The 20536-nt window shown below is 71.0% G+C and carries 15 protein-coding genes; 9 read left to right on the top strand and 6 right to left on the bottom strand.

What is annotated here, in order from left to right:
* The first annotated feature begins 56 nt into the window (after positions 1-56).
* Entirely contained in the window at positions 57-842 is a 786-nt protein-coding gene (locus ACFZBD_RS28070; protein WP_391144709.1) for a ferritin-like domain-containing protein, read from the top strand.
* 54 nt (positions 843-896) lie between these two features.
* On the opposite strand, the gene ACFZBD_RS28075 is transcribed toward ACFZBD_RS28070, so the two are convergent.
* The gene (locus ACFZBD_RS28075; protein WP_391145329.1) at positions 897-1889 is read right to left on the bottom strand and encodes a CorA family divalent cation transporter; all 993 of its coding nucleotides are present in this window, start codon (positions 1887-1889) and stop codon (positions 897-899) included.
* 138 nt (positions 1890-2027) lie between these two features.
* Here ACFZBD_RS28075 and ACFZBD_RS28080 point away from each other — a divergent pair, with 138 nt between their 5' ends.
* The 4 genes from ACFZBD_RS28080 (at position 2028) to mshC (ending at position 5593) form a co-directional block, all read left to right on the top strand.
* Positions 2028-2726, top strand: coding sequence for an MSMEG_4193 family putative phosphomutase (locus ACFZBD_RS28080; RefSeq protein ID WP_391144712.1), 699 nt, complete (start codon positions 2028-2030; stop codon positions 2724-2726).
* Positions 2727-2809: 83 nt separating this feature from the next.
* Complete coding sequence (locus tag ACFZBD_RS28085; RefSeq protein WP_391144713.1) at positions 2810-3400, top strand: DUF3090 family protein; 591 nt, start codon at positions 2810-2812, stop codon at positions 3398-3400.
* On the top strand, positions 3364-4218 hold the full coding sequence (locus ACFZBD_RS28090) for an SCO1664 family protein (RefSeq protein WP_391145332.1): 855 nt from the start codon (positions 3364-3366) through the stop codon (positions 4216-4218). Before ACFZBD_RS28085 ends, ACFZBD_RS28090 begins: the two co-directional genes overlap by 37 nt.
* A 145-nt stretch (positions 4219-4363) precedes the next feature.
* The gene (gene mshC / locus ACFZBD_RS28095; protein WP_391144716.1) at positions 4364-5593 is read left to right on the top strand and encodes a cysteine--1-D-myo-inosityl 2-amino-2-deoxy-alpha-D-glucopyranoside ligase; all 1230 of its coding nucleotides are present in this window, start codon (positions 4364-4366) and stop codon (positions 5591-5593) included.
* A gap of 74 nt (positions 5594-5667) precedes the next feature.
* Here the strand turns inward: mshC and ACFZBD_RS28100 are convergent, their stop codons facing one another.
* The 5 genes from ACFZBD_RS28100 to ACFZBD_RS28120 all read right to left on the bottom strand — a co-directional run bounded on the left by ACFZBD_RS28100 (position 5668) and on the right by ACFZBD_RS28120 (position 12061).
* Positions 5668-6855, bottom strand: coding sequence for a PAC2 family protein (locus ACFZBD_RS28100; RefSeq protein WP_391144718.1), 1188 nt, complete (start codon positions 6853-6855; stop codon positions 5668-5670).
* Between the two features lie 223 nt (positions 6856-7078).
* Positions 7079-8683, bottom strand: coding sequence for an FAD-dependent oxidoreductase (locus ACFZBD_RS28105; RefSeq protein WP_391144720.1), 1605 nt, complete (start codon positions 8681-8683; stop codon positions 7079-7081).
* Between the two features lie 16 nt (positions 8684-8699).
* Positions 8700-10247 carry a glycerol kinase GlpK gene (gene glpK / locus ACFZBD_RS28110; protein WP_391144724.1) on the bottom strand — a complete coding sequence of 516 codons (1548 nt, stop codon included), beginning with the start codon at positions 10245-10247 and terminating at the stop codon, positions 8700-8702.
* Positions 10248-10281: 34 nt separating this feature from the next.
* Complete coding sequence (locus tag ACFZBD_RS28115; protein ID WP_391144728.1) at positions 10282-11040, bottom strand: MIP family channel protein; 759 nt, start codon at positions 11038-11040, stop codon at positions 10282-10284.
* Between the two features lie 256 nt (positions 11041-11296).
* A complete protein-coding gene (locus ACFZBD_RS28120) occupies positions 11297-12061 on the bottom strand; it encodes an IclR family transcriptional regulator C-terminal domain-containing protein (protein ID WP_391144731.1) in 765 nt (254 codons plus the stop codon).
* 289 nt (positions 12062-12350) lie between these two features.
* Here ACFZBD_RS28120 and metH point away from each other — a divergent pair, with 289 nt between their 5' ends.
* The 4 genes from metH to ACFZBD_RS28140 all read left to right on the top strand — a co-directional run bounded on the left by metH (position 12351) and on the right by ACFZBD_RS28140 (position 20479).
* Positions 12351-15860: a methionine synthase gene (gene metH / locus ACFZBD_RS28125; protein ID WP_391144734.1), complete on the top strand. Its 3510-nt coding sequence runs from the start codon at positions 12351-12353 to the stop codon at positions 15858-15860.
* A gap of 178 nt (positions 15861-16038) precedes the next feature.
* On the top strand, positions 16039-16737 hold the full coding sequence (locus tag ACFZBD_RS28130; protein WP_391144737.1) for an HAD-IA family hydrolase: 699 nt from the start codon (positions 16039-16041) through the stop codon (positions 16735-16737).
* Positions 16738-17229: 492 nt separating this feature from the next.
* Positions 17230-18822, top strand: a complete 1593-nt coding sequence (locus ACFZBD_RS28135) for an ABC transporter substrate-binding protein (protein WP_391144740.1) — start codon at positions 17230-17232, stop codon at positions 18820-18822.
* Between the two features lie 76 nt (positions 18823-18898).
* Positions 18899-20479 (top strand): ABC transporter substrate-binding protein, encoded by a 1581-nt coding sequence (locus tag ACFZBD_RS28140; RefSeq protein ID WP_391144743.1) that lies wholly within the window; start codon positions 18899-18901, stop codon positions 20477-20479.
* Positions 20480-20536: the final 57 nt, after the last annotated feature.

Consider the following 20536-nt stretch of genomic DNA (forward strand, 5'->3'; position numbering starts at 1 on the left):
TTGACTCGTGGTCTGCGGACGTGCGGCGTGCGGACGCCCACAGTCAGGAGGCGGCAATGCTCACGGCCAAGGGCCTGTTCCAGGAGATCGTCGACGACGACGAGGCCTTCCAGCTCTTCTGTTCGATCGCCGCCAGCGGTGAGGCTCAGGGAGGCTGGGAGAACGCCCGGATCGCGGCGCTCGTCCCCCCGGGCATGCGCGAGCTGGCCCCCAAGATCACCCGGCACGGTGCCGACGAGGACAAGCACGGCCGGATCTTCAACGCGCTGCTGAGGAAGCGGGGCCTGGAGCCCGTACCGGTGCCGCCGGAGACCGACTACACGATGCTGCTGGAACGCCACGGCATCGGCCTGGCCCACGACACGCTGCGCCGCGAGGAACCGCTGAGCGAGCGGGACATCATCGTCTACCTCTCCCACAGCCGGGTCACCGAACAGCGGGCCGCCGACCAGATGGACATGCTGGTCACCTACTTCGGGAACCACCCCGAGCTGGGCAAGGCCATCCACATGATCTGCGACGACGAGGTGAACCACCTCGCGTACTGCCACGAGGAGCTGCTGCGCCTCGCGTACGCCGGTCACGGCCGCCTCATCCACCGGACCCTGCACGAGTCCGCGCTCGCCGAGATCCGGATCTACCGCGACGTCAGCCTCGCGGTGATGGGCCACATGGGCCGCATCCTGAAGTGGCCCAAGGCGAAGTCCGCGGCCCTCGTCGCCGGCATCCACGGCATGTACGCGTACGAACGCGTCGGCGGCTGGCACAAGATGGTGAACCTCGCCATGCCCGAACGGCGCGACGCCCTGGGCGGCCCGCCGGTCCCCGCCCCGGCCTTCTGACGGCCGGCGCCTCGGCGGAGCCGGCGGGTGCGGGGGAGTGCCGGAACGGACCGGCTACAACCAGCCCCGGCGCTTGAAGAGCCGGTACAGGCCGAACACCGCGCCCGCCATCACCAGGACCACCGCCGGATAGGACCCCACCCACCGCAGCTCCGGCATGTGGTCGAAGTTCATGCCGTAGATCCCCGCGACCATCGTGGGGACCGCCGCCATGGCGGCCCAGGCCGAGATCTTCCGCATGTCGTCGTTCTGCCGCACGCCCATCTGCGCCAGATGCGCCGACAGCACGTCCGAGAGCAGCCGGTCGAGCCCCTCCACCTGATCGTTGGCCCGTATCAGGTGGTCGCTCACGTCCCGGAAGAACGGCTGCGCGTGCTCGCTCACGAACGGTACGGTCCCGGCCGCCAGCCGCTCCATCGGCCCCGCCAGCGGCCCGCCGGCCCGCCGGAACTCGAGGACCTGGCGCTTGGCGGTGTAGATCCGCTCCGCCGTGTTCGACGCGGAGCCGCCGCTCGGCGCGAACACGTCGGCCTCCAGCTCCTCCAGGTCGACCTGGAGCTCACCCGCCACGTCGATGTAGTGGTCCACGACCGCGTCGCTGATCGCGTACAGCACCGCCGTCGGACCGTGCCGCAGCACCTCCGGCTCGGCCTCAAGGCGTTGGCGCACGGCCGCGAGGGGCGCGCCGTCGCCGTGCCGGACGGTCACCACGAACGAATCGCCTATGAAGACCATCAGCTCGCCGGTGCTGACCCGGTCGCTCTCCGGCTCGTACAGCACCGGCTTCAGGACGACGAAGAGCGAGTCGTCGTACACCTCCAGCTTGGGCCGCTGATGGGCCTTCAGGGCGTCCTCGACCGCGAGCGGATGGAGGGCGAACTCGGCGGTGACGTGATCGAACTCGCGGGCGGTCGGCTCGTGCAGGCCCACCCACAGGAAGGCGTCCCCGGTGGCCCGCGCCTCCGCGAGGGCGTCCGACAGATCGGACGGCCCCACGGCGCGAGCACCGCCTTTGTACAGGGCGGAGTCGACGATCATGCGACGTATTCTCCCCCGCCGGGGCCCGTCACACACGCTTGGGGGGCGCGGCCCGCCCGCCCCGGCTCCACGCGCGCGTGCCCCGTTCCGTCCCCGCGGTCCTTCCGGCACTCACCCACGCGCGCCGCACCGCCTACGCTTGCCGCCATGGTCACCCTGATCCTCGTCCGACACGGACGCTCCACCGCCAACACCTCCGGAGTCCTCGCCGGGCGGACGCCCGGGGTGGCGCTCGACGAGCGCGGGGCCGCGCAGGCCGCCGCCCTGCCCGGCCGGCTGGCCGGGGTGCCGCTCGCGGCCGTCGTCAGCAGCCCCTTGCAGCGCTGCCAGGAGACCGTGCGGCCCCTCCTCGACGCCCGGCCCGGGCTGCCGCTGCACACCGAGGAGCGGATCAACGAGTGCGACTACGGCGACTGGTCGGGGCGCAAGCTCGCCGAACTCGGCGACGAGCCGCTGATGCAGGTCGTCCAGGCGCACGCCTCCGCGGCGTCCTTTCCCGGCGGCGAGTCCATGCGGGCCATGCAGGCGCGGGCCGTCGACGCCGTACACGACTGGAACGCGCGCGTGGAGGCCGAGCACGGGGAGGACGCGGTCTACGCCATGTGCTCGCACGGCGACATCATCAAGTCGGTCGTCGCCGACGCGCTCGGCCTCCACCTCGACCTCTTCCAGCGGATCCATGTCGACCCGTGTTCCCTGACCGTGATCCGCTACACGCGCCTGCGCCCCTTCCTCGTACGCCTCGGCGACACCGGCGACTTCGCCGCCCTCGCGCCCCGCGAGAGCGGCGAGGGCACCGACCGCGGCGGGGCCGCCGAGGTCGGTGGCGGTGCGGGCGCACCGTGATCCATCCGCGCAGTAGGGTGGACAGGCCGCTGTAGGCCCTCCACAGGGCCCTCGAACCGTCGAGACGCAAGGGAGACAGGGACGTGTCCCGTCAGGTGTTCCTCTACGACCCACCGGAGCGTTTCGTGGCCGGTACGGTCGGGCTGCCTGGCCGCCGTACGTTCTTCCTGCAGGCGTCCGGGGCCGGCCGGGTCACCAGCGTGGCCCTGGAGAAGACCCAGGTGGCGGCGCTCGCCGAACGCATCGACGAGCTGCTCGACGAAGTGGTGCGCCGCACCGGGGGCAACGCCCCCGTCCCCGCGGTCGCTCCCGCCGACATCGCCGACACCGCCCCGCTGGACGCCCCCATCGAGGAGGAGTTCCGCGTCGGCACCATGGCGCTGGCCTGGGACGGCGAGGAACAGCGCATGATCGTCGAGGCCCAGGCCCTGGTCGAACTCGAGGCCGAGACCGACGAGGACCTCGCCGAGGCCGAGGAACGCCTGCTGCAGGACGAGGAGAACGGCCCCCCGATGCTGCGGGTCCGGCTCACCGGAGCCCAGGCCAGAGCCTTCGCCAAGCGGGCCCTCGACGTGGTCAACGCCGGCCGGCCGCCCTGCCCCCTGTGCAGTCTTCCGCTCGACCCGGAGGGGCACGTCTGCCCGCGCCAGAACGGCTACCGGCGCGGAGCATGACCGACGTGCCGAGCCTGCCGACCGCGCCGCCGCTGCCGGTCATCGAGCTGCTCGCCCGGGGCGAGCTCACCGTCCGCGGGCAGGTCCGCGAGGCCTCCAACGCCGTGCTCTTCTGCTCCGTCGCCCACGACGGAGAGGAAGCCTCGTGCGTCTACAAGCCGGTCGCCGGGGAGCGGCCGCTGTGGGACTTCCCCGACGGCACGCTCGCCCAGCGGGAGGTCGCGGCGTACGAGCTCTCCGAGGCCACCGGCTGGGGGCTCGTACCGCCCACCGTGCTGCGCGACGGACCGTACGGACAGGGCATGGTCCAGCTCTGGATCGAGGCCGACCCCACCGCGAACCTGCTCGCGCTCACCGAGGACGAGGAGCCGGGGGACGGCTGGAAGGCCGTCGGGCCCGCCAGGACCGGCGAGGGCCGCACCGCGCTCCTCGTGCACGCCGACAGTCCCGACCTGCGCCGCCTCGCCGTCCTGGACGCGGTCATCAACAACGGCGACCGCAAGGGCGGCCACCTGCTGCCCGTCCCGGACGGACGTCTGTACGCCATCGACCACGGCGTCACCTTCAACGTCGAGGACAAGCTCCGCACCCTGCTGTGGGGCTGGGCGGGGGAGGAGCTGCCCGCCGAGGCGTCCGAGGTGCTGGACCGGCTCGACCGGTCCCTCGCCCCGGGCACCGCTCTCGCCACCCGGCTGGCTCAGTTGCTCACCGTCGCCGAGGTGCAGGCGCTGCGCGGCCGCGTCACCGCTCTGCGCACGAGCCGCCGGCACCCCGAGCCGTCGGGACAGTGGCCGGCCATCCCCTGGCCTCCGGTCTGACCGATCGGATCCGGCCACGGCCTGTTGCCCGTGCCGCACCCCCCTGGGGTATGCACGCCAGGCCCCTGGGCCGCAAGACCGCCTATCAGGTCAAGATCCCGGATCCGGTTCGTATCCGGAACAGCTGTCCGGTTAGGCTCATGGCATGCATGCCTGGCCCGCTTCTGAGGTCCCCGCCCTGCCCGGCAAGGGCCGCGACCTCCGGATCCACGACACCGCGACCGGCGGACGAGTGACCCTCGCCCCCGGTCCCGTCGCCCGTATCTACGTCTGCGGCATCACGCCGTACGACGCGACCCACCTGGGTCACGCGGCGACCTACAACGCGTTCGACCTCGTGCAGCGCGTGTGGCTCGACACCAAGCGGCAGGTTCACTACGTCCAGAACGTGACCGACGTGGACGATCCGCTCCTGGAGCGGGCGATCCGCGACGGCATCGACTGGGTCGGCCTCGCCGAGCGCGAGACCGCCCTCTTCCGCGAGGACATGACGGCCCTGCGGATGCTTCCGCCGCAGCAGTACATCGGAGCCGTCGAGGCCATACCCGGCATCGTGCCGCTCGTGGAGCGGCTGCGGGACTCCGGCGCCGCCTACGAACTGGACGGCGACATCTACTTCTCCGTCGAGGCCGACCCGCACTTCGGCCAGGTGTCGCACTACGACACCGAGCTGATGCGGCACCTCTCCGCCGAACGCGGCGGCGATCCGGACCGCCCCGGCAAGAAGAACCCCCTCGACCCGATGCTCTGGATGGCCGCCCGCGAGGGCGAGCCGAGCTGGGACGGGCACAGCCTCGGCCCCGGCCGGCCCGGCTGGCACATCGAGTGCGTCGCCATCGCCCTGGACCACCTCGGCATGGGCTTCGACGTGCAGGGCGGCGGCTCCGACCTGATCTTCCCGCACCACGAGATGGGCGCCTCCCACGCCCAGGCGCTCACCGGCGAGTTCCCCATGGCCAAGGCGTACGTCCACGCCGGCATGGTCGCCCTGGACGGCGAGAAGATGTCCAAGTCCAAGGGCAACCTCGTCTTCGTCTCCACGCTCCGCCGTGAGGGCGTCGACCCCGCCGCCATCCGACTGGCCCTGCTCTCGCACCACTACCGCGCCGACTGGGAGTGGACCGACCAGGTGCTCCGGGACGCCGTGGAGCGCCTCGACCGCTGGCGCGCCGCGGTCTCCCGCCCCGACGGCACGTCCGCCGACGCGCTCGTCGAGGAGATCCGCGAAGCCCTCGCGGACGACCTCGACGCCCCGGCCGCCCTCGCGGCGGTCGACCGCTGGGCCGCGCGGCAGAACGAGGAGGGCGGCACGGACGAGTCCGCGCCCGGCCTCGTCTCCCGCGCCGTCGACGCCCTCCTCGGCGTGGCGCTGTAACACCCGCACCGCCGCATCGCCTGAGAAGGGAGAGGGGCCGCACCGATCCCGGTGCGGCCCCTCTCCCGTACGCCTTACTTCTCCGCGTCGCCCGCGGACCCGTCCCCGGCCTCGCCGGCCGGACCGTCCTCCGTGCCGTCCGTGTTGCCACGGTCCGTGCCGCCGGTCCCCGGGTCGGCATCCGGCGTGTCCTCCGGACTGTTCCCCGGGCCGTCCGTGGCGCCGTCGGCCGGTGACACCTTCGGCGTCCCGGGCGGCTCCGGGGTCGCGTCCGGCCCCGTGACCCCCGGCAGCTCCGGCGCGGACTCCGGCCCCGGCTGCTCCGGTTTCGGCGGTCGCGTCCGGCCGCTGGACGGGTCCCGCAGATACGAGGTGTCCCCGCCCTCGGTGGCCACTCCGTGCCCCTGGCCCGGCCCCTGACCGGGCTCACGCCGCCGCAGATAGCGCTCGAACTCCCGGGCGATCGCCTCGCCCGAGGCCTCCGGCAGCTCCGCCGTGTCCCGCGCCTCCTCCAGCGTCTGGACGTACTCCGCCACTTCGCTGTCCTCGGAAGCCAGTTGGTCCACGCCCAGCTGCCAGGCCCGCGCGTCCTCGGGCAGTTCGCCCAGCGGAATGCGCAGGTCGATCAGGTCCTCCAGGCGGTTCAACAGCGCCAGTGTCGCCTTCGGGTTGGGCGGCTGCGACACGTAGTGCGGCACGGCGGCCCACAGGCTGACCGCGGGCACCCCGGCGTGCGTGCACGCCTCCTGGAGGATGCCGACGATGCCGGTCGGGCCTTCGTAGCGCGTCTCCTCCAGGTCCATCGTCCGCGCCAGGTCGGGGTCGGAGGTGACGCCGCTGACCGGGACCGGCCGGGTGTGCGGGGTGTCGCCGAGCAGCGCGCCGAGGATCACCACCATCTCCACGCCCAACTCGTGGGCGAAGCCGAGGATCTCGTTGCAGAACGACCGCCAGCGCATCGACGGCTCGATCCCGCGCACCAGGACCAGGTCGCGCGGCTTGTCGCCGCCGATCCGGACCACGGAGAGCCGGGTCGTCGGCCAGGTGATCTTCCGGACGCCGTTGTCCAGCCATACCGTGGGCCTGTTGACCTGGAAGTCGTAGTAGTCCTCGGCGTCCAGCGCCGCGAACACCTCGCCCTTCCATTCCCGGTCCAGATGGGCGACCGCGGTGGAGGCGGCGTCGCCGGCGTCGTTCCAGCCCTCGAACGCGGCCACCATGACCGGGTCGATCAGCTCGGGAACCCCCTCGAGCTCGATCACCCAGCGCCTCCTTTTCGAAGTTCCTGTCGTACGGACCAACCTTACGGCTTTCCGTCGACCCGTCCGCAGCCCTCGTGCACCACCGAGGGCCTTCGTCGCCATGATCGACTACCCAGTAATTCCCGTCGGCACACGAACCTTCCGACACCCGCCGCACACGCGGGAGGGGTGGACTTCCGTCCGGAAGCCCACCCCTCCCTCACCCGCTCACCCGCTCACCCGCTCACGCGCGCAGGACGTCCTCCACCTTGGCGCGGATCTCGTCCGTCGCCAGACCACGGATCGTCAGCGTCGTACGGCGGCGCAGCACGTCGTCCGCCGTCTCGGCCCACTCGTGGTCCCGGGCGTAGGCGACCTGCGCCCAGATCTCCGGCGCGTCCGGGTGGACGCGCTCGGCCAGCTCGGGGTTCTCGTTCGCCATCCGGGCGATGTCGAAGGAGAGCGAACCGTAGTGCGTCGCCAGGTGCTTGGCGGTGTCCGCGGCCATGCGCGGGCCGGGCGCCGGGCCGTCCGAGAGCAGCCGGTGCGCGACCGCGTTCGGGTTGGCTATGCCGGGCAGCGGAAGCCGCTTCGGCAGCGCGGAGACCGGCTCGTAGTCCTCGCCGAGCGGGCCGCCCGGCAGGGACTCCAGCTTCCGCATCACCGTACGGCCGATGTGGCGGAAGGTCGTCCACTTGCCGCCGGCCACCGACAGCATCCCGCCCCGGCCCTCGGTGACGACGGTCTCCCGCTTGGCCTTGGAGGTGTCGCCGGGGCCGCCGGGCAGCACCCGCAGACCGGCGAAGGAGTAGGTGATCAGATCGCGCGACAGCTGCTGGTCGCGGATGGAGAAGGCGGCCTCGTCGAGGATCTGCGCGGTGTCCTTCTCGGTGACCTCGACCTGGCCGGGGTCGCCCTCGTACTCCTCGTCCGTGGTGCCGAGCAGCAGCATGTCCTCCCAGGGGAGGGCGAAGGTGATGCGGTACTTGTCGATCGGCGTCGCCAGCGCGGCCTTCCACGGGGAGGTGCGCTTCAGGACCAGGTGCGCGCCCTTGGAGAGCCGGATCGACGGGGCCGAGGCCGGGTCCTCCATCTTCCGCAGGTGGTCGACCCAGGGGCCGGTGGCGTTGAGCACGAGCCGGGCGTCGACGCCGAACTCGTCCCCGCTGGTGCGGTCCTTCAGCTCCGCGCCGGTGACCCGGCCCCGGGTGAAGCGCAGACCGGTGACCTCGGCGTGGTTGAGGACGGTGGCCCCGGCGGCGACCGCGGCGCGGACCGTCATCAGGGCCATGCGGGCGTCGTTCATCTGGTCGTCACCGTAGACGGCCACGGCCTTCAGGTTGTCCGTGCGCAGTTCGGGCACGTCCTGCGCGGCCTTCGACGGGCTCAGCAGATGCCCGACCCCGTCGCCGAACGCCGACAGGGCGCTGTACGCGAACACGCCCGCGCCGAGCTTGGCGGCGCCGTGCGGGCCGCCCTTGTAGACGGGCAGGTAGAAGGTGAGCGGGTTGGCGAGGTGGGGCGCCACCTGGCGGGAGACCGCGCGCCGCTCGAAGTGGTTCTCCGCCACCAGCTTCACCGCGCCGGTCTGCAGATAGCGCAGGCCGCCGTGGAGGAGCTTGGAGGAAGCGGAGGAGGTGGCGCCGGCGAAGTCGCCGGCGTCCACCAGGGCCACCCGCAGACCCGCCTGCGCGGCGTGCCAGGCGGTGGAGATGCCCAGGATGCCGCCGCCGATGACCAGGAGGTCGTACGTCGCCTTGGAAAGCTGCTCCCGGGTCTCGGCGCGGCTCGGGAGGGAACCGGCAGCCGGGTGCGTCCCCAGGGCGGGGACGCTCTGCAGGGTGGTCATGTCGATCTACTCCTCGTCAGTTCTCTTCTTCGAGCCAGCCCATGGAGCGCTCGACGGCCTTCAGCCAGCTCTTGTACTCGCGGTCGCGCTTCTCGGCGTCCATGCGAGGGGTCCACTCCGCGGCCCGGCGCCAGTTGGCGCGCAGGGCGTCGGTGTCCGGCCAGAAGCCGACGGCCAGGCCGGCGGCGTAGGCGGCGCCGAGGCAGGTGGTCTCGGCGACCATCGGACGCACGACCGGCGCGTCCAGGAAGTCCGAGAGCGTCTGCATCAGCAGGTTGTTGGAGGTCATGCCGCCGTCGACCTTGAGCGCGGTCAGCTCGACGCCGGAGTCCTTCGTCATCGCGTCGGTGATCTCGCGGGTCTGCCAGGCGGTGGCCTCGAGGACGGCGCGGGCGATGTGCGCCTTGGTGACGTACCGGGTGAGGCCGGCGATCACGCCGCGGGCGTCGGAGCGCCAGTACGGGGCGAACAGGCCGGAGAAGGCCGGCACGAAGTAGGCGCCGCCGTTGTCCTCGACCGAGGAGGCGAGCGTCTCGATCTCGGCGGCGGAGTTGATCAGGCCCATCTGGTCGCGCATCCACTGCACCAGCGAACCGGTGACGGCGATCGAACCCTCCAGGGCGTAGACCGGCTTCTGGTCGCCGATCTGGTAGCCGACGGTGGTCAGCAGCCCGCTGTAGGAGTTGATGATCTTGTCGCTGGTGTTCATCAGCATGAAGGTGCCGGTGCCGTACGTGGACTTCGCCTCGCCCTCGGCGAAACACGTCTGGCCGAACAGGGCCGCCTGCTGGTCGCCGAGGGCGGAGGCGACCGGGATGCCGTCCAGGACGCCGCCCTTGACCGTGCCGTACACCTCGGCGGAGGAGCGGATCTCGGGCAGCACGGCCGACGGGATCTGCATGGACTGAAGGATCTTGTCGTCCCAGGCCATGGTGTGCAGGTTCATCAGCATGGTGCGGGAGGCGTTAGTGACGTCGGTGACGTGGTGGCCGCCGTCGACACCGCCCGTGAGGTTCCAGATGACCCAGGAGTCCATGGTGCCGAAGAGGATGTCGCCGCGCTCGGCGCGCTCGCGCAGACCCTCGACGTTGTCGAGGAGCCAGCGGACCTTCGGGCCGGAGAAGTACGACGCGAGCGGCAGGCCGGTCTCGCGGCGGAAGCGGTCCTGGCCGACGTTGCGGCCGAGCTCCTTGCAGAGGCCGTCGGTGCGGGTGTCCTGCCAGACGAGGGCGTTGTGGACGGGCTCACCGGTGTTCTTGTCCCAGAGCAGGGTGGTCTCGCGCTGGTTGGTGATGCCGATGGCCTTGACGTCGGCGGAGGTGATGCCGGCCTTGTCGATGGCGCCCGCCACGACTTCCTGGACGTTGGCCCAGATCTCGGCGGCGTCGTGCTCGACCCAGCCCGGCTTCGGGAAGATCTGCTCGTGCTCCTTCTGGTCGACCGAGACGATCCGGCCGTCCTTGTCGAAGACGATGCAGCGCGAGGAGGTGGTGCCCTGGTCGATGGCGGCGATGAAGGGGCCGCTGCCGTGGGAGGAAGACCCGGCGGTGTGTGCGTCGGTCACGGTTACTCCAAGGGAAGTCTGGAAGAAGGACGGCTCAGGCGAACGCGATGTTGTAGATACCCGCTGCGAGGGCGCCACCGATCAGGGGACCGGCGACCGGGATCCAGGCGTAGCTCCAGTCGGAACCGCCCTTGTTCGGCAGCGGCAGCAGAGCGTGCACGAGGCGCGGGCCGAGGTCACGGGCCGGGTTGATGGCGTAACCGGTCGGGCCGCCGAGCGAGAGGCCGATGGAGACGACGACGAAGGCCGTGATCAGGGCGCCGAGGACGCCGAGTCCCTTGCCGCTGTCGTTGAGGCCCTGGGTCAGCACCGCGAGGACCAGGACGACCGTGCCGATGATCTCGGTGGCGAGGTTCTGCCACACGTTCCGGATCTCGGGCCCGGTGGAGAAGATGCCGAGCACGGGGCCGGGGCCCTCCAGCGGCTTCTCGCCGAGCGTCTCCGGGTCGGTGAGGTGGGCCCGGAACTGGCCGTAGTAGGCCACCCAGACCAGCGCCGCGCCGATCATGGCACCGAGCATCTGGCCGGCGATGTAGACCGGGACGTTGCCCCAGTCCCCGTCCTTGACCGCTATACCGACCGTGACGGCGGGGTTCAGATGGGCACCGGAGAGGGAAGCGGTCATGTACACGGCGGTCATGACCGCGAAGCCCCACCCGAAGGTGATCGCGAGCCAGCCCGCGTTGCGGGCCTTGGAGCTCTTGAGCGTGACGGCGGCGCAGACGCCACCGCCGAGCAGAATGAGAACGGCGGTCCCGATGGTCTCGCCGATGAAGATGTCGGAGCTGGACACCCGCGACTCCTTTGTCCTTCGTCCAGGGGAAGGCGAACCCCGGGTCCCTCCGGTGGTCCGCGCCCTCGTGTGAGGGCGGTTGCCGGCCCTTGGCACTGCCACACTCTAGCGCGTATTGCCGGTAGGTGTTCGACAATGCCGACCGATGAACGGAAGTTTTGCCCTCCGGTTAACAGCGCGTCAAGGGTCCGGGAAATGAAAAACCCGCCGATAACGCGATCGTTACCAGCGGGTTCCCCGTTGTCGTACGAACCTCTCAGAAGCGGCCGGCCCCCAGGTCGCGGGAGACGGCGCGGGCGCAGTCGCGCACCGCCGCGACCAGCTCGGAGCGCAGCTCTCCGTCGCCGCAGACCCGCTCCACGGCTCCCGTGATGGCCACCGCGCCCACCGGCATCCGCCGCCGGTCGTGGATCGGCGCCGCCACGGAGGCCACGCCCTCCCACGTCTCCTCCACGTCCGCCGCCCAGCCCCGGGCCCGGGTCGTGTCGAGCAGCGTCTCGAACTCCTCCAGGCCGGTGACCGTCCGGGGCGTGAACGCCTCCCGCGGCACCTCCAGGACCTCGCTGTGCGCCACCGGGTCGTACGCCGAGATGACCTTGCCCAGCGCCGTGGAGTGCAGGGGCTGCATGGCCCCCACCTCCAGGACCTGCCGGCTGTCGTCCGGGCGGAAGACGTGGTGCACGATCAGTACGCCTTGCTGGTGCAGCACGCCCAGGTGCACGCTCTCGCCGCTGGAGCGGGCCAGGTCGTCCGTCCACACCAGCGCCCTGGCCCGCAGCTCGTGCACGTCCAGATAGCTGTTGCCCAGGCGCAGCAGCTCCGCGCCGAGCTGGTAGCGGCCCGAGGGCCCGTCCTGCTCCACGAAGCCCTCGGCCTGCAGCGTGCGCAGGATGCCGTGCGCCGTCCCCTTCGCCAGCCCCAGGGAGGAGGCGATGTCGGACAGGCCGAGCCGGCGCTCGCCGCCGGCGAGCAGTCGCAGCATCGCCGCCGCCCGTTCAAGCGACTGGATGTTCTTCGCCATCGCCCGGCCCTTCTCCCTCTCCTCGATCCCGCCAGGTCGCGGGGTCCTACGGACAGGATCCCGTGGATCATGCCGTTCGACAATGCTGAACACTATCGGTCGATGCCGACCGAGTGGTACCCGACAGTGTCCGCCACGACGACACGCGGACGGGAGCCCCCGCACACAGGATGCCGTCCGGCACGTGGGATGCCATGCCCACCCCGGCACCCGCGGGGCTAGTCTGGCCCCGTGCACCCTCCACCGAGCGTGCAAAGCCGACAGCCGTCGCATCCCAGGGAGCTCATCCATGGCCTCGTCGCCGACCCCTTCCGCTGACAGCCGGACCCGCGCCGCCGCCCTCCGTGAGGCACTCGCCAGTCGAGTGGTCGTCGCGGACGGTGCGATGGGCACCATGCTCCAGGCGCAGGACCCCACGTTGGAGGACTTCGAGAACCTCGAGGGCTGCAACGAGATCCTGAACGTGACCCGGCCCGACATCGTGCGGTCGGTGCACGAGGAGTACTTCGCGGCGGGCGTCGACTGCGTCGAGACCAACACCTTCGGCGCGAACCTCGCGGCGCTGGGGGAGTACGACATCCCGGAGCGGGTCTACGAACTGTCCGAGTCCGGCGCGCGCATCGCCCGGGAGGTCGCGGACGAGTTCACGGCGAGCACCGGCCGGCAGCGCTGGGTCCTCGGCTCCATGGGCCCCGGCACGAAGCTGCCGACCCTGGGCCACGCCCCCTACGCCGCGCTGCGGGACGCCTACCAGCAGAACGCGGAGGGGATGCTCGCGGGCGGCGCGGACGCGCTGCTGGTGGAGACCACCCAGGACCTGCTGCAGACCAAGGCGTCGGTGATCGGCGCCCGCCGCGCGCTGGACGCCCTCGGCGCCGACGTACCCCTCATCTGCTCGGTGACGGTGGAGACGACGGGCACGATGCTCCTCGGCTCGGAGATCGGCGCCGCGCTGACGGCGCTGGAGCCGCTCGGCATCGACATGATCGGCCTGAACTGCGCCACCGGCCCCGCCGAGATGAGCGAGCACCTGCGCTATCTCGCCCGGCACTCCCGCATCCCGCTCTCCTGCATGCCCAACGCCGGCCTGCCGGTCCTCGGCAAGAACGGCGCGCACTACCCCCTCTCCCCGGCCGAGCTGGCCGACGCGCAGGAGAGCTTCGTCCGGGACTACGGCCTCTCCCTGATCGGCGGCTGCTGCGGTACGACCCCGGAGCACCTGCGGCAGGTCGTCGAGCGGGTGCGCGACCTCACCCCGGCCGCCCGCGAGCCGCGCCCCGAGCCCGGCGCCGCCTCCCTCTACCAGACCGTCCCCTTCCGCCAGGACACGGCGTACATGGCGATCGGCGAGCGGACGAACGCCAACGGGTCGAAGAAGTTCCGCGAGGCCATGCTGGAGGGCCGCTGGGACGACTGCGTGGAGATGGCGCGCGACCAGATCCGCGAGGGCGCGCACATGCTGGACCTGTGCGTCGACTACGTCGGCCGCGACGGCGTGGCCGACATGGAGGAGCTGGCGGGCCGGTTCGCGACCGCCTCCACCCTGCCGATCGTGCTGGACTCCACCGAGGTGGAGGTCCTGCGGGCGGGCCTGGAGAAGCTCGGCGGCCGCGCCGTGATCAACTCGGTGAACTACGAGGACGGCGACGGACCGGAGTCCCGCTTCGCCAAGGTGACCCGGCTGGCCCAGGAGCACGGAGCCGCGCTGATCGCGCTCACCATCGACGAGGAGGGCCAGGCCCGCACCGTCGAGAACAAGGTCGCGATCGCGGAGCGGATCATCGACGACCTGACCGGCAACTGGGGGATCCACGAGTCGGACATCCTCATCGACACGCTGACCTTCACCATCTGCACCGGTCAGGAGGAGTCCCGCAAGGACGGCATCGCCACCATCGAGGCCATCCGGGAGCTGAAGCGGCGCCGCCCGGACGTGCAGACCACGCTGGGCCTGTCCAACATCTCCTTCGGCCTGAACCCGGCCGCCCGGATCCTGCTGAACTCCGTCTTCCTCGACGAGTGCGTGAAGGCCGGACTCGACTCGGCGATCGTCCACGCGTCGAAGATCCTGCCGATCGCCCGGTTCGACGACGAGCAGGTCACCACCGCCCTGGACCTGATCTACGACCGGCGCGCCGAGGGCTACGACCCGCTGCAGAAGCTGATGGCGCTGTTCGAGGGCGCCACCACGAAGTCGCTGAAGGCGGGCAAGGCGGAGGAGCTGCTCGCGCTGCCGCTGGACGAGCGCCTCAAGCGGCGGATCATCGACGGCGAGAAGAACGGCCTGGAGGCCGACCTCGACGAAGCCCTCCAGACCAAGCCGGCCCTCGAGATCGTCAACGAGACGCTGCTCGACGGCATGAAGGTCGTCGGCGAGCTGTTCGGCTCGGGACAGATGCAGCTGCCGTTCGTGCTCCAGTCCGCCGAGGTCATGAAGACCGCGGTGGCCTACCTGGAGCCGCACATGGAGAAGACCGACGCCGACGGCAAGGGCACCATCGTGCTGGCGACGGTCCGCGGCGACGTCCACGACATCGGCAAGAACCTCGTCGACATCATCCTGTCCAACAACGGCTACAACGTCGTCAACCTCGGTATCAAGCAGCCCGTCTCCGCGATCCTGGACGCCGCCGAGGAGCACCGCGCCGACGTCATCGGCATGTCGGGCCTCCTGGTCAAGTCCACGGTGATCATGAAGGAGAACCTGGAGGAGCTGAACCAGCGCGGCCTGGCCGCCGACTTCCCGGTCATCCTGGGCGGCGCCGCCCTCACCCGCGCCTACGTCGAACAGGACCTCCACGAGATCTACCAGGGCGAGGTCCGCTACGCCCGCGACGCCTTCGAGGGCCTGCGCCTGATGGACGCCCTGATCGCTGTGAAGCGCGGTGTCCCGGGCGCGGCGCTGCCCGAGCTGAAGCAGCGCCGGGTCGCCGCGCGCGCCTCCGCCGTGGAGGTCGAGGAGGCGGAGCCGGCGGGCCGCTCGGACGTCGCCGTCGACAACCCCGTCCCCGAGCCGCCCTTCTGGGGCACCCGGGTCGTCAAGGGCATCCAGCTCAAGGAGTACGCCTCCTGGCTCGACGAGGGCGCCCTCTTCAAGGGCCAGTGGGGCCTCAAGCAGAACCGGGCCGGCGACGGACCGTCGTACGAAGAGCTGGTCGAGAGCGAGGGACGGCCGCGGCTGCGCGGCTGGCTGGAGCGCCTGCACACCGAGAACCTCCTGGAGGCGGCCGTCGTGCACGGCTACTTCCCGTGCGTGTCCAAGGGCGAGGACCTGATCATCCTCGACGAGCAGGGCAACGAGCGGACCCGCTTCACCTTCCCGCGTCAGCGCCGCGGCCGGCGCCTGTGCCTGGCCGACTTCTTCCGCCCGGAGGAGTCCGGCGAGACCGATGTCGTCGGCCTCCAGGTCGTCACCGTCGGCTCGCGGATCGGCGAGGCCACCGCCAAGCTCTTCGAGTCCGACTCCTACCGCGACTACCTGGAGCTGCACGGCCTGTCGGTGCAGCTCGCCGAGGCCCTCGCGGAGTACTGGCACGCCCGCGTCCGCGCCGAGCTGGGCTTCTCCGGCGAGGACCCGTCCGACGTCGAGGACATGTTCGCGCTCAAGTACCGCGGCGCGCGCTTCTCCCTCGGCTACGGCGCCTGCCCCGATCTGGAGGACCGGGCGAAGATCGCCGAGCTGCTGCGGCCGGAGCGGATCGGCGTCGAGCTGTCCGAGGAGTACCAGCTGCACCCCGAGCAGTCGACGGACGCGATCGTCATCCACCACCCCGAGGCGAAGTACTTCAACGCGCGCTGAGCGCCGCGGTCGCCACGAGCCCGCAAGGTCACGGCGACACCGCGACGCACGTCACGGGCCGATTCCGAGCGCCCGGGATGATCGGGACGTACACTGGTCGGTCCAGCGCAGGCCGGTCTCCCTCCCCGTAGCTGGGGGGCGAGACCGGCCTTCTCGTCCCTCCATGGAGGTGTGCCGGATGACCAGTACGGTCCCCGCGTCCTTGTTCCACGCCAACGGAAGCTCCGCCCTGCAAGCGGTCTTCCTCGACATGGACGGCACCCTCGTCGACACGGAGGGGTTCTGGTGGGACGCCGAGGTCGAGGCCTTCGCCGCCCTGGGGCACCGGCTGGACGAGACCTGGCGCGACATCGTGGTCGGCGGGCCCATGACCCGCAGCGCCGGCTATCTCATCGAGGCCACCGGCGCCGACATCACCCTCGCCGAGCTGACGGTCCTGCTCAACGAGAAGTTCGAGCAGCGCATCGAGCGCGGTGTGCCGCTCATGCCCGGCGCGGAGCGCCTGCTGGCCGAGCTGGCGCACCACGACATCCCCACCGCCCTGGTCTCCGCCTCGCACCGCCGCATCATCGACCGGGTGCTCGCCTCCCTCGGCCGCGACCGGTTCACCCTCAGCGTCGCGGGAGACGAGGTCGTCCAGACCAAGCCGCACCCGGAGCCCTACCTCACGGCCGCCCGGGGCGTCGGCGCCGACCCGGCGCTGTGCGCCGTCATCGAGGACACGGCGACGGGCGTGGCGGCCGCGGAGGCGGCCGGCTGCCGGGTGGTGGCGGTGCCCTCCGTCGCCCCGATCGCACCCTCCGAGGGCCGGGTCGTCGTCCGTTCCCTGGAGGACGTCGACGTCCCCTTCCTGCGGACCCTCATCACCGGCCCCTGAGGACCCGGGCCGGCCCGGCCCTCCGCGCCTTCGACGGCGCTTCTCCGGGCATCCCGTCCGCGCCACCTCACCGAGCTCTTCCGGCCACCCGCCTCCGGACCGCCGCGTGACCTTGGTCACGCAGCGTACCGACCGGCGGGTGGCCTTCTTGTGAACCGTGTCCGGATCGCGGTGGTTGCGCCCTTCCTCTGTGTCCCGTTTCGCACCCTCCGTAGCGATACGTTCCCACGCATGACTATCGGGTCCGCCGTATTCATGATCACTGTGTGGTGACCTCCCGGACCGTCGGCGGTCCGGCCCGACCGGCGCCGCCGACTAACCTTTCGCGAGTACTTCGCCGCACCCTCCGCGTGCCCCGGCGCACACCCAAGTCGCCGTGAACGCAGGACCGATCGCTCACCATCCCGGCCCGATCGCCCGCCCCGACCGGGCGGCAGCGGCGGAGTGTCCGTACCCGCTGCATCCCAGTGCCGGATGAGGAGAACGACCACGATGAACCGCAAGACTCTGGTGCTGCCCGCCCTGGCGGCCGGCATGCTCGCCCCCCTGCTCGTCGCCTGCGGCGGCTCGGACGAGGCCGGAGCCATCGTCGTCGGCACCACGGACCAGTTCGTCGCCACCGCCGAGGCACCGGCCCCCCTGGACCCGGCCTTCGCCTACGACACCGGCGCCTGGAACATCCTCCGGCAGACCGTCCAGACCCTCATGCACGTGCCCCGCGGCGGCGGCGAGCCCGTCCCCGAGGCCGCCCAGAGCTGCGGTTTCAGCGACCGGGCCAGCGAAAGCTACCGCTGCGAACTGCGCGAGGGCCTCACCTTCGCCGACGGCACCCCCGTCACCGCCGAGGACGTCAAGTTCTCCGTCGAGCGCGTCCTCGGCATCAAGTCCGACAACGGCACCGCCGCCCTCCTCGCCAACATCGACACCGTCGAGGCCAACGGCGAGCGCGAGATCGTCTTCCACCTCAAGACGCCCGACGCGACCTTCCCGTACAAGCTCTCCACCCCGGTCGCCGGCATCCTCAGCAAGAAGACGTACGGCGCGAAGAAGCTGCGCGAAGGCTTCGAGGTCGACGGCTCCGGCCCGTACACCATGAAGGCCGAACACGACGGCGACAAGATCACCAAGGTGGTCTTCACCCGCAACCCGGCGTACAAGGGCGACATCACCCTGCGCAACGACAAGATCGAGCTGCGCTCCTTCGCCGACGCGGACAGCATGGGCCAGGCCCTGCGGGACAGCCGGATCGACATGATGGCCCGCTCGATGTCGCAGGACCAGATCAAGGAACTCACCGACAAGCCCCAGGAGGGCGTCGAGCTCACCGAGGTCCCCGGCCTGGAGATCCGCTACCTCGCCTTCGACACCCAGGACCCCTCGGTCAGGAACAAGGCCGTACGGCAGGCCATCGCCGCCGTCGTGGACCGCGGCGAACTCGTCGACGACGTCTACGGCCCCACCGCCAAGCCGCTCTACTCGCTGATCCCCTCCAGCGTCACCGGCCACTCCACCGCCTTCTTCGACACCTACGGCGAGCCCAGCACCGCCAAGGCGGCCGGCATCCTGCGGGACGCCGGCATCAAGAAGCCCGTCGAGCTGACCCTGCACTACACCAGCGACCACTACGGCTCCGCCACGAAGAAGGAGTTCGAGGCGCTGCGCGACCAGCTCAACGCCACCGACCTCTTCGACGTCACCGTCGAGGGCACCGAGTGGGCCACGTTCCGCACCGCGCAGAAGCGCGGCGACTACCCCGTCTACGGCCTCGGCTGGTTCCCCGACTTCCCGGACCCGGACAACTACGTCGCCCCCTTCCTCGACACGGACAACTTCCTCAACACCCCCTACGTCAACAAGGCCGTACGCGACCAGTTGATCCCCCGCTCGCGCCGCTCGGCCGACCGCAACGCCGCGAGCCCCGTCTTCGGAGAGATCCAGAAGATCGTCGCCAAGGACGTCCCCGTCCTCCCCCTGTGGCAGGGCAAGCAGTACGTCGCCGCGCGCGACGACGTCACCGGCGTCGAATGGGCGCTGAACACCTCCTCGGACCTGCTCCTGTGGGAGCTGGGCCGCGGCACCGCCTGACCCCCTCACCCAGCTCGGTTACACCGGCCGCGCAGGGCGCGCGGCCGGCCTGGCAAGAGATCAAGAGGCACGTTCTGTGAAGCACAACAAGTGGCTGACGGCTCCGCTCGCCGCGGGTCTGTCCGCCGCCCTGCTCAGCGGCTGCGGCGCGGAGCAGGGCGGGAACTCCGGCGGCTCCGGCGGCAGCGTCCGCGTCGGCATGTCCGACGAGATCCTGGCCACGGACCCCGCCGCCGGCTACGACCCCGGCTCCTGGCTCCTGTTCAACAACGTCTTCCAGTCCCTCCTCGGCTTCCCGAAGGGAGCCTCCGTACCCGAGCCGGAGGCCGCCGAGGAGTGCGGCTTCCAGGCCGGCAGCACGGTGTACCGCTGCACCCTGCGCGAGGGTCTGACGTTCTCCAACGGCAACCCCCTCACCTCGAAGGACGTCAAGTTCTCCTTCGAGCGCGCGCTGAGGATCGACGACCCGTCGGGGCCCGCACCGCTGCTCTCGACGATCGACACCATCGAGACCCCCGACGACCGGACCGTCGTCTTCCGCCTCAAGGTCCCCGACGCCACCTTCCCGAGCAAGATCGCCTCGGGGGCCGGCTCCATCGTCGACCACCGCGAGTACGCCGCCGACGCGCTGCGCACCGACGGCAAGGTCGTCGGCTCCGGCCCGTACACGCTGGACTCCCTCAGCGACACCGAGGCCGTCTTCTCCGTCAACGGCGGCTACAAGGGCGGTGCCACGCCGAAGAACGGCGGCGTCAGCCTCAAGCTCTACTCCGGCGACCGCGAAGCCCTCTCCGAGGCCTTCGCCGCGGGCGATGTCGACGTCGCCTACCGCGGCCTCGCCGCCGACGACATCGCCGCCCTCGAAGCCTCCGAGACCACCGCCGACAAGGGCATCGAGATCGTCCAGGGCACCAGCGCCGAAGTCCAGCACCTGGTCTTCAACGTCAAGGACCCCGTCGTCGGCAAGCTGGGCGTCCGCCAGGCCATCGCCCACCTCGTCGACCGCGAGGCCCTCGTCCAGGACGTCTACAAGTCGACGGCCACGCCGCTCTACTCGATCGTCCCGGCCGGCATCGCCGGACACAACACCGCCTTCTTCGACACCTACGGCAGCCCCGACGCCGCCAAGGCGAAGAAGGCCCTCCGCAAGGCCGGCATCACCGACAAGGTGAAGCTCACCCTCTGGTCCACGCCCAGCCGCTACGGCCCCGCCACCGACCAGGAGCTCAAGGCGATAGCCGGCCAGCTCAACACCAGCGGCCTGTTCGACGCCGACGTGAAGTCCGTCGCGTTCGCTCAGTACGAGAAGGACATCGAAGCCGGCAAGTACGGCGTCTACGTCAAGGGCTGGGTGCCCGACTACCCCGACGCCGACAACTTCACCACCCCGTTCTTCGGCAAGGGCAACGTCCTCGGCAACCGGTACGAGAACACCACCATCACCGGCACCCTCATCCCGAAGACCGCGGCCGCCGCCGACCGCGCCGCCACGGCCCAGGACTTCGGCCGGCTCCAGGACCTCGTCGCCGAGGAGCTGCCCCTGCTCCCGCTGTGGCAGGGCAAGCAGTACGCCGTCGCCCGCGACAACGTCACCGGCCTGGAGTGGACCCTGGACGCCTCCACCGTCTTCCGCTTCTGGGAGATCAAGAAGAGCTGACCGGGACACCGGCGCACGACGACGAAGGGCCCGGCACGCGGGGACGCGCGCCGGGCC

It is taken from the genome of Streptomyces sp. NPDC008121 (assembly GCF_042957155.1).
In the GTDB taxonomy this organism is placed as follows: Bacteria; Actinomycetota; Actinomycetes; order Streptomycetales; family Streptomycetaceae; genus Streptomyces.

Coding starts and splice junctions, on each gene's coding strand:
- ACFZBD_RS28105 (WP_391144720.1), bottom strand. CDS start 8,683: ATGACCACCCTGCAGAGCGTCCCCGCCCTGGGGACGCACCCGGCTGCC.
- ACFZBD_RS28135 (WP_391144740.1), top strand. CDS start 17,230: ATGAACCGCAAGACTCTGGTGCTGCCCGCCCTGGCGGCCGGCATGCTC.
- mshC (WP_391144716.1), top strand. CDS start 4,364: ATGCATGCCTGGCCCGCTTCTGAGGTCCCCGCCCTGCCCGGCAAGGGC.
- ACFZBD_RS28120 (WP_391144731.1), bottom strand. CDS start 12,061: ATGGCGAAGAACATCCAGTCGCTTGAACGGGCGGCGGCGATGCTGCGA.
- ACFZBD_RS28070 (WP_391144709.1), top strand. CDS start 57: ATGCTCACGGCCAAGGGCCTGTTCCAGGAGATCGTCGACGACGACGAG.
- metH (WP_391144734.1), top strand. CDS start 12,351: ATGGCCTCGTCGCCGACCCCTTCCGCTGACAGCCGGACCCGCGCCGCC.
- ACFZBD_RS28080 (WP_391144712.1), top strand. CDS start 2,028: ATGGTCACCCTGATCCTCGTCCGACACGGACGCTCCACCGCCAACACC.
- ACFZBD_RS28130 (WP_391144737.1), top strand. CDS start 16,039: ATGACCAGTACGGTCCCCGCGTCCTTGTTCCACGCCAACGGAAGCTCC.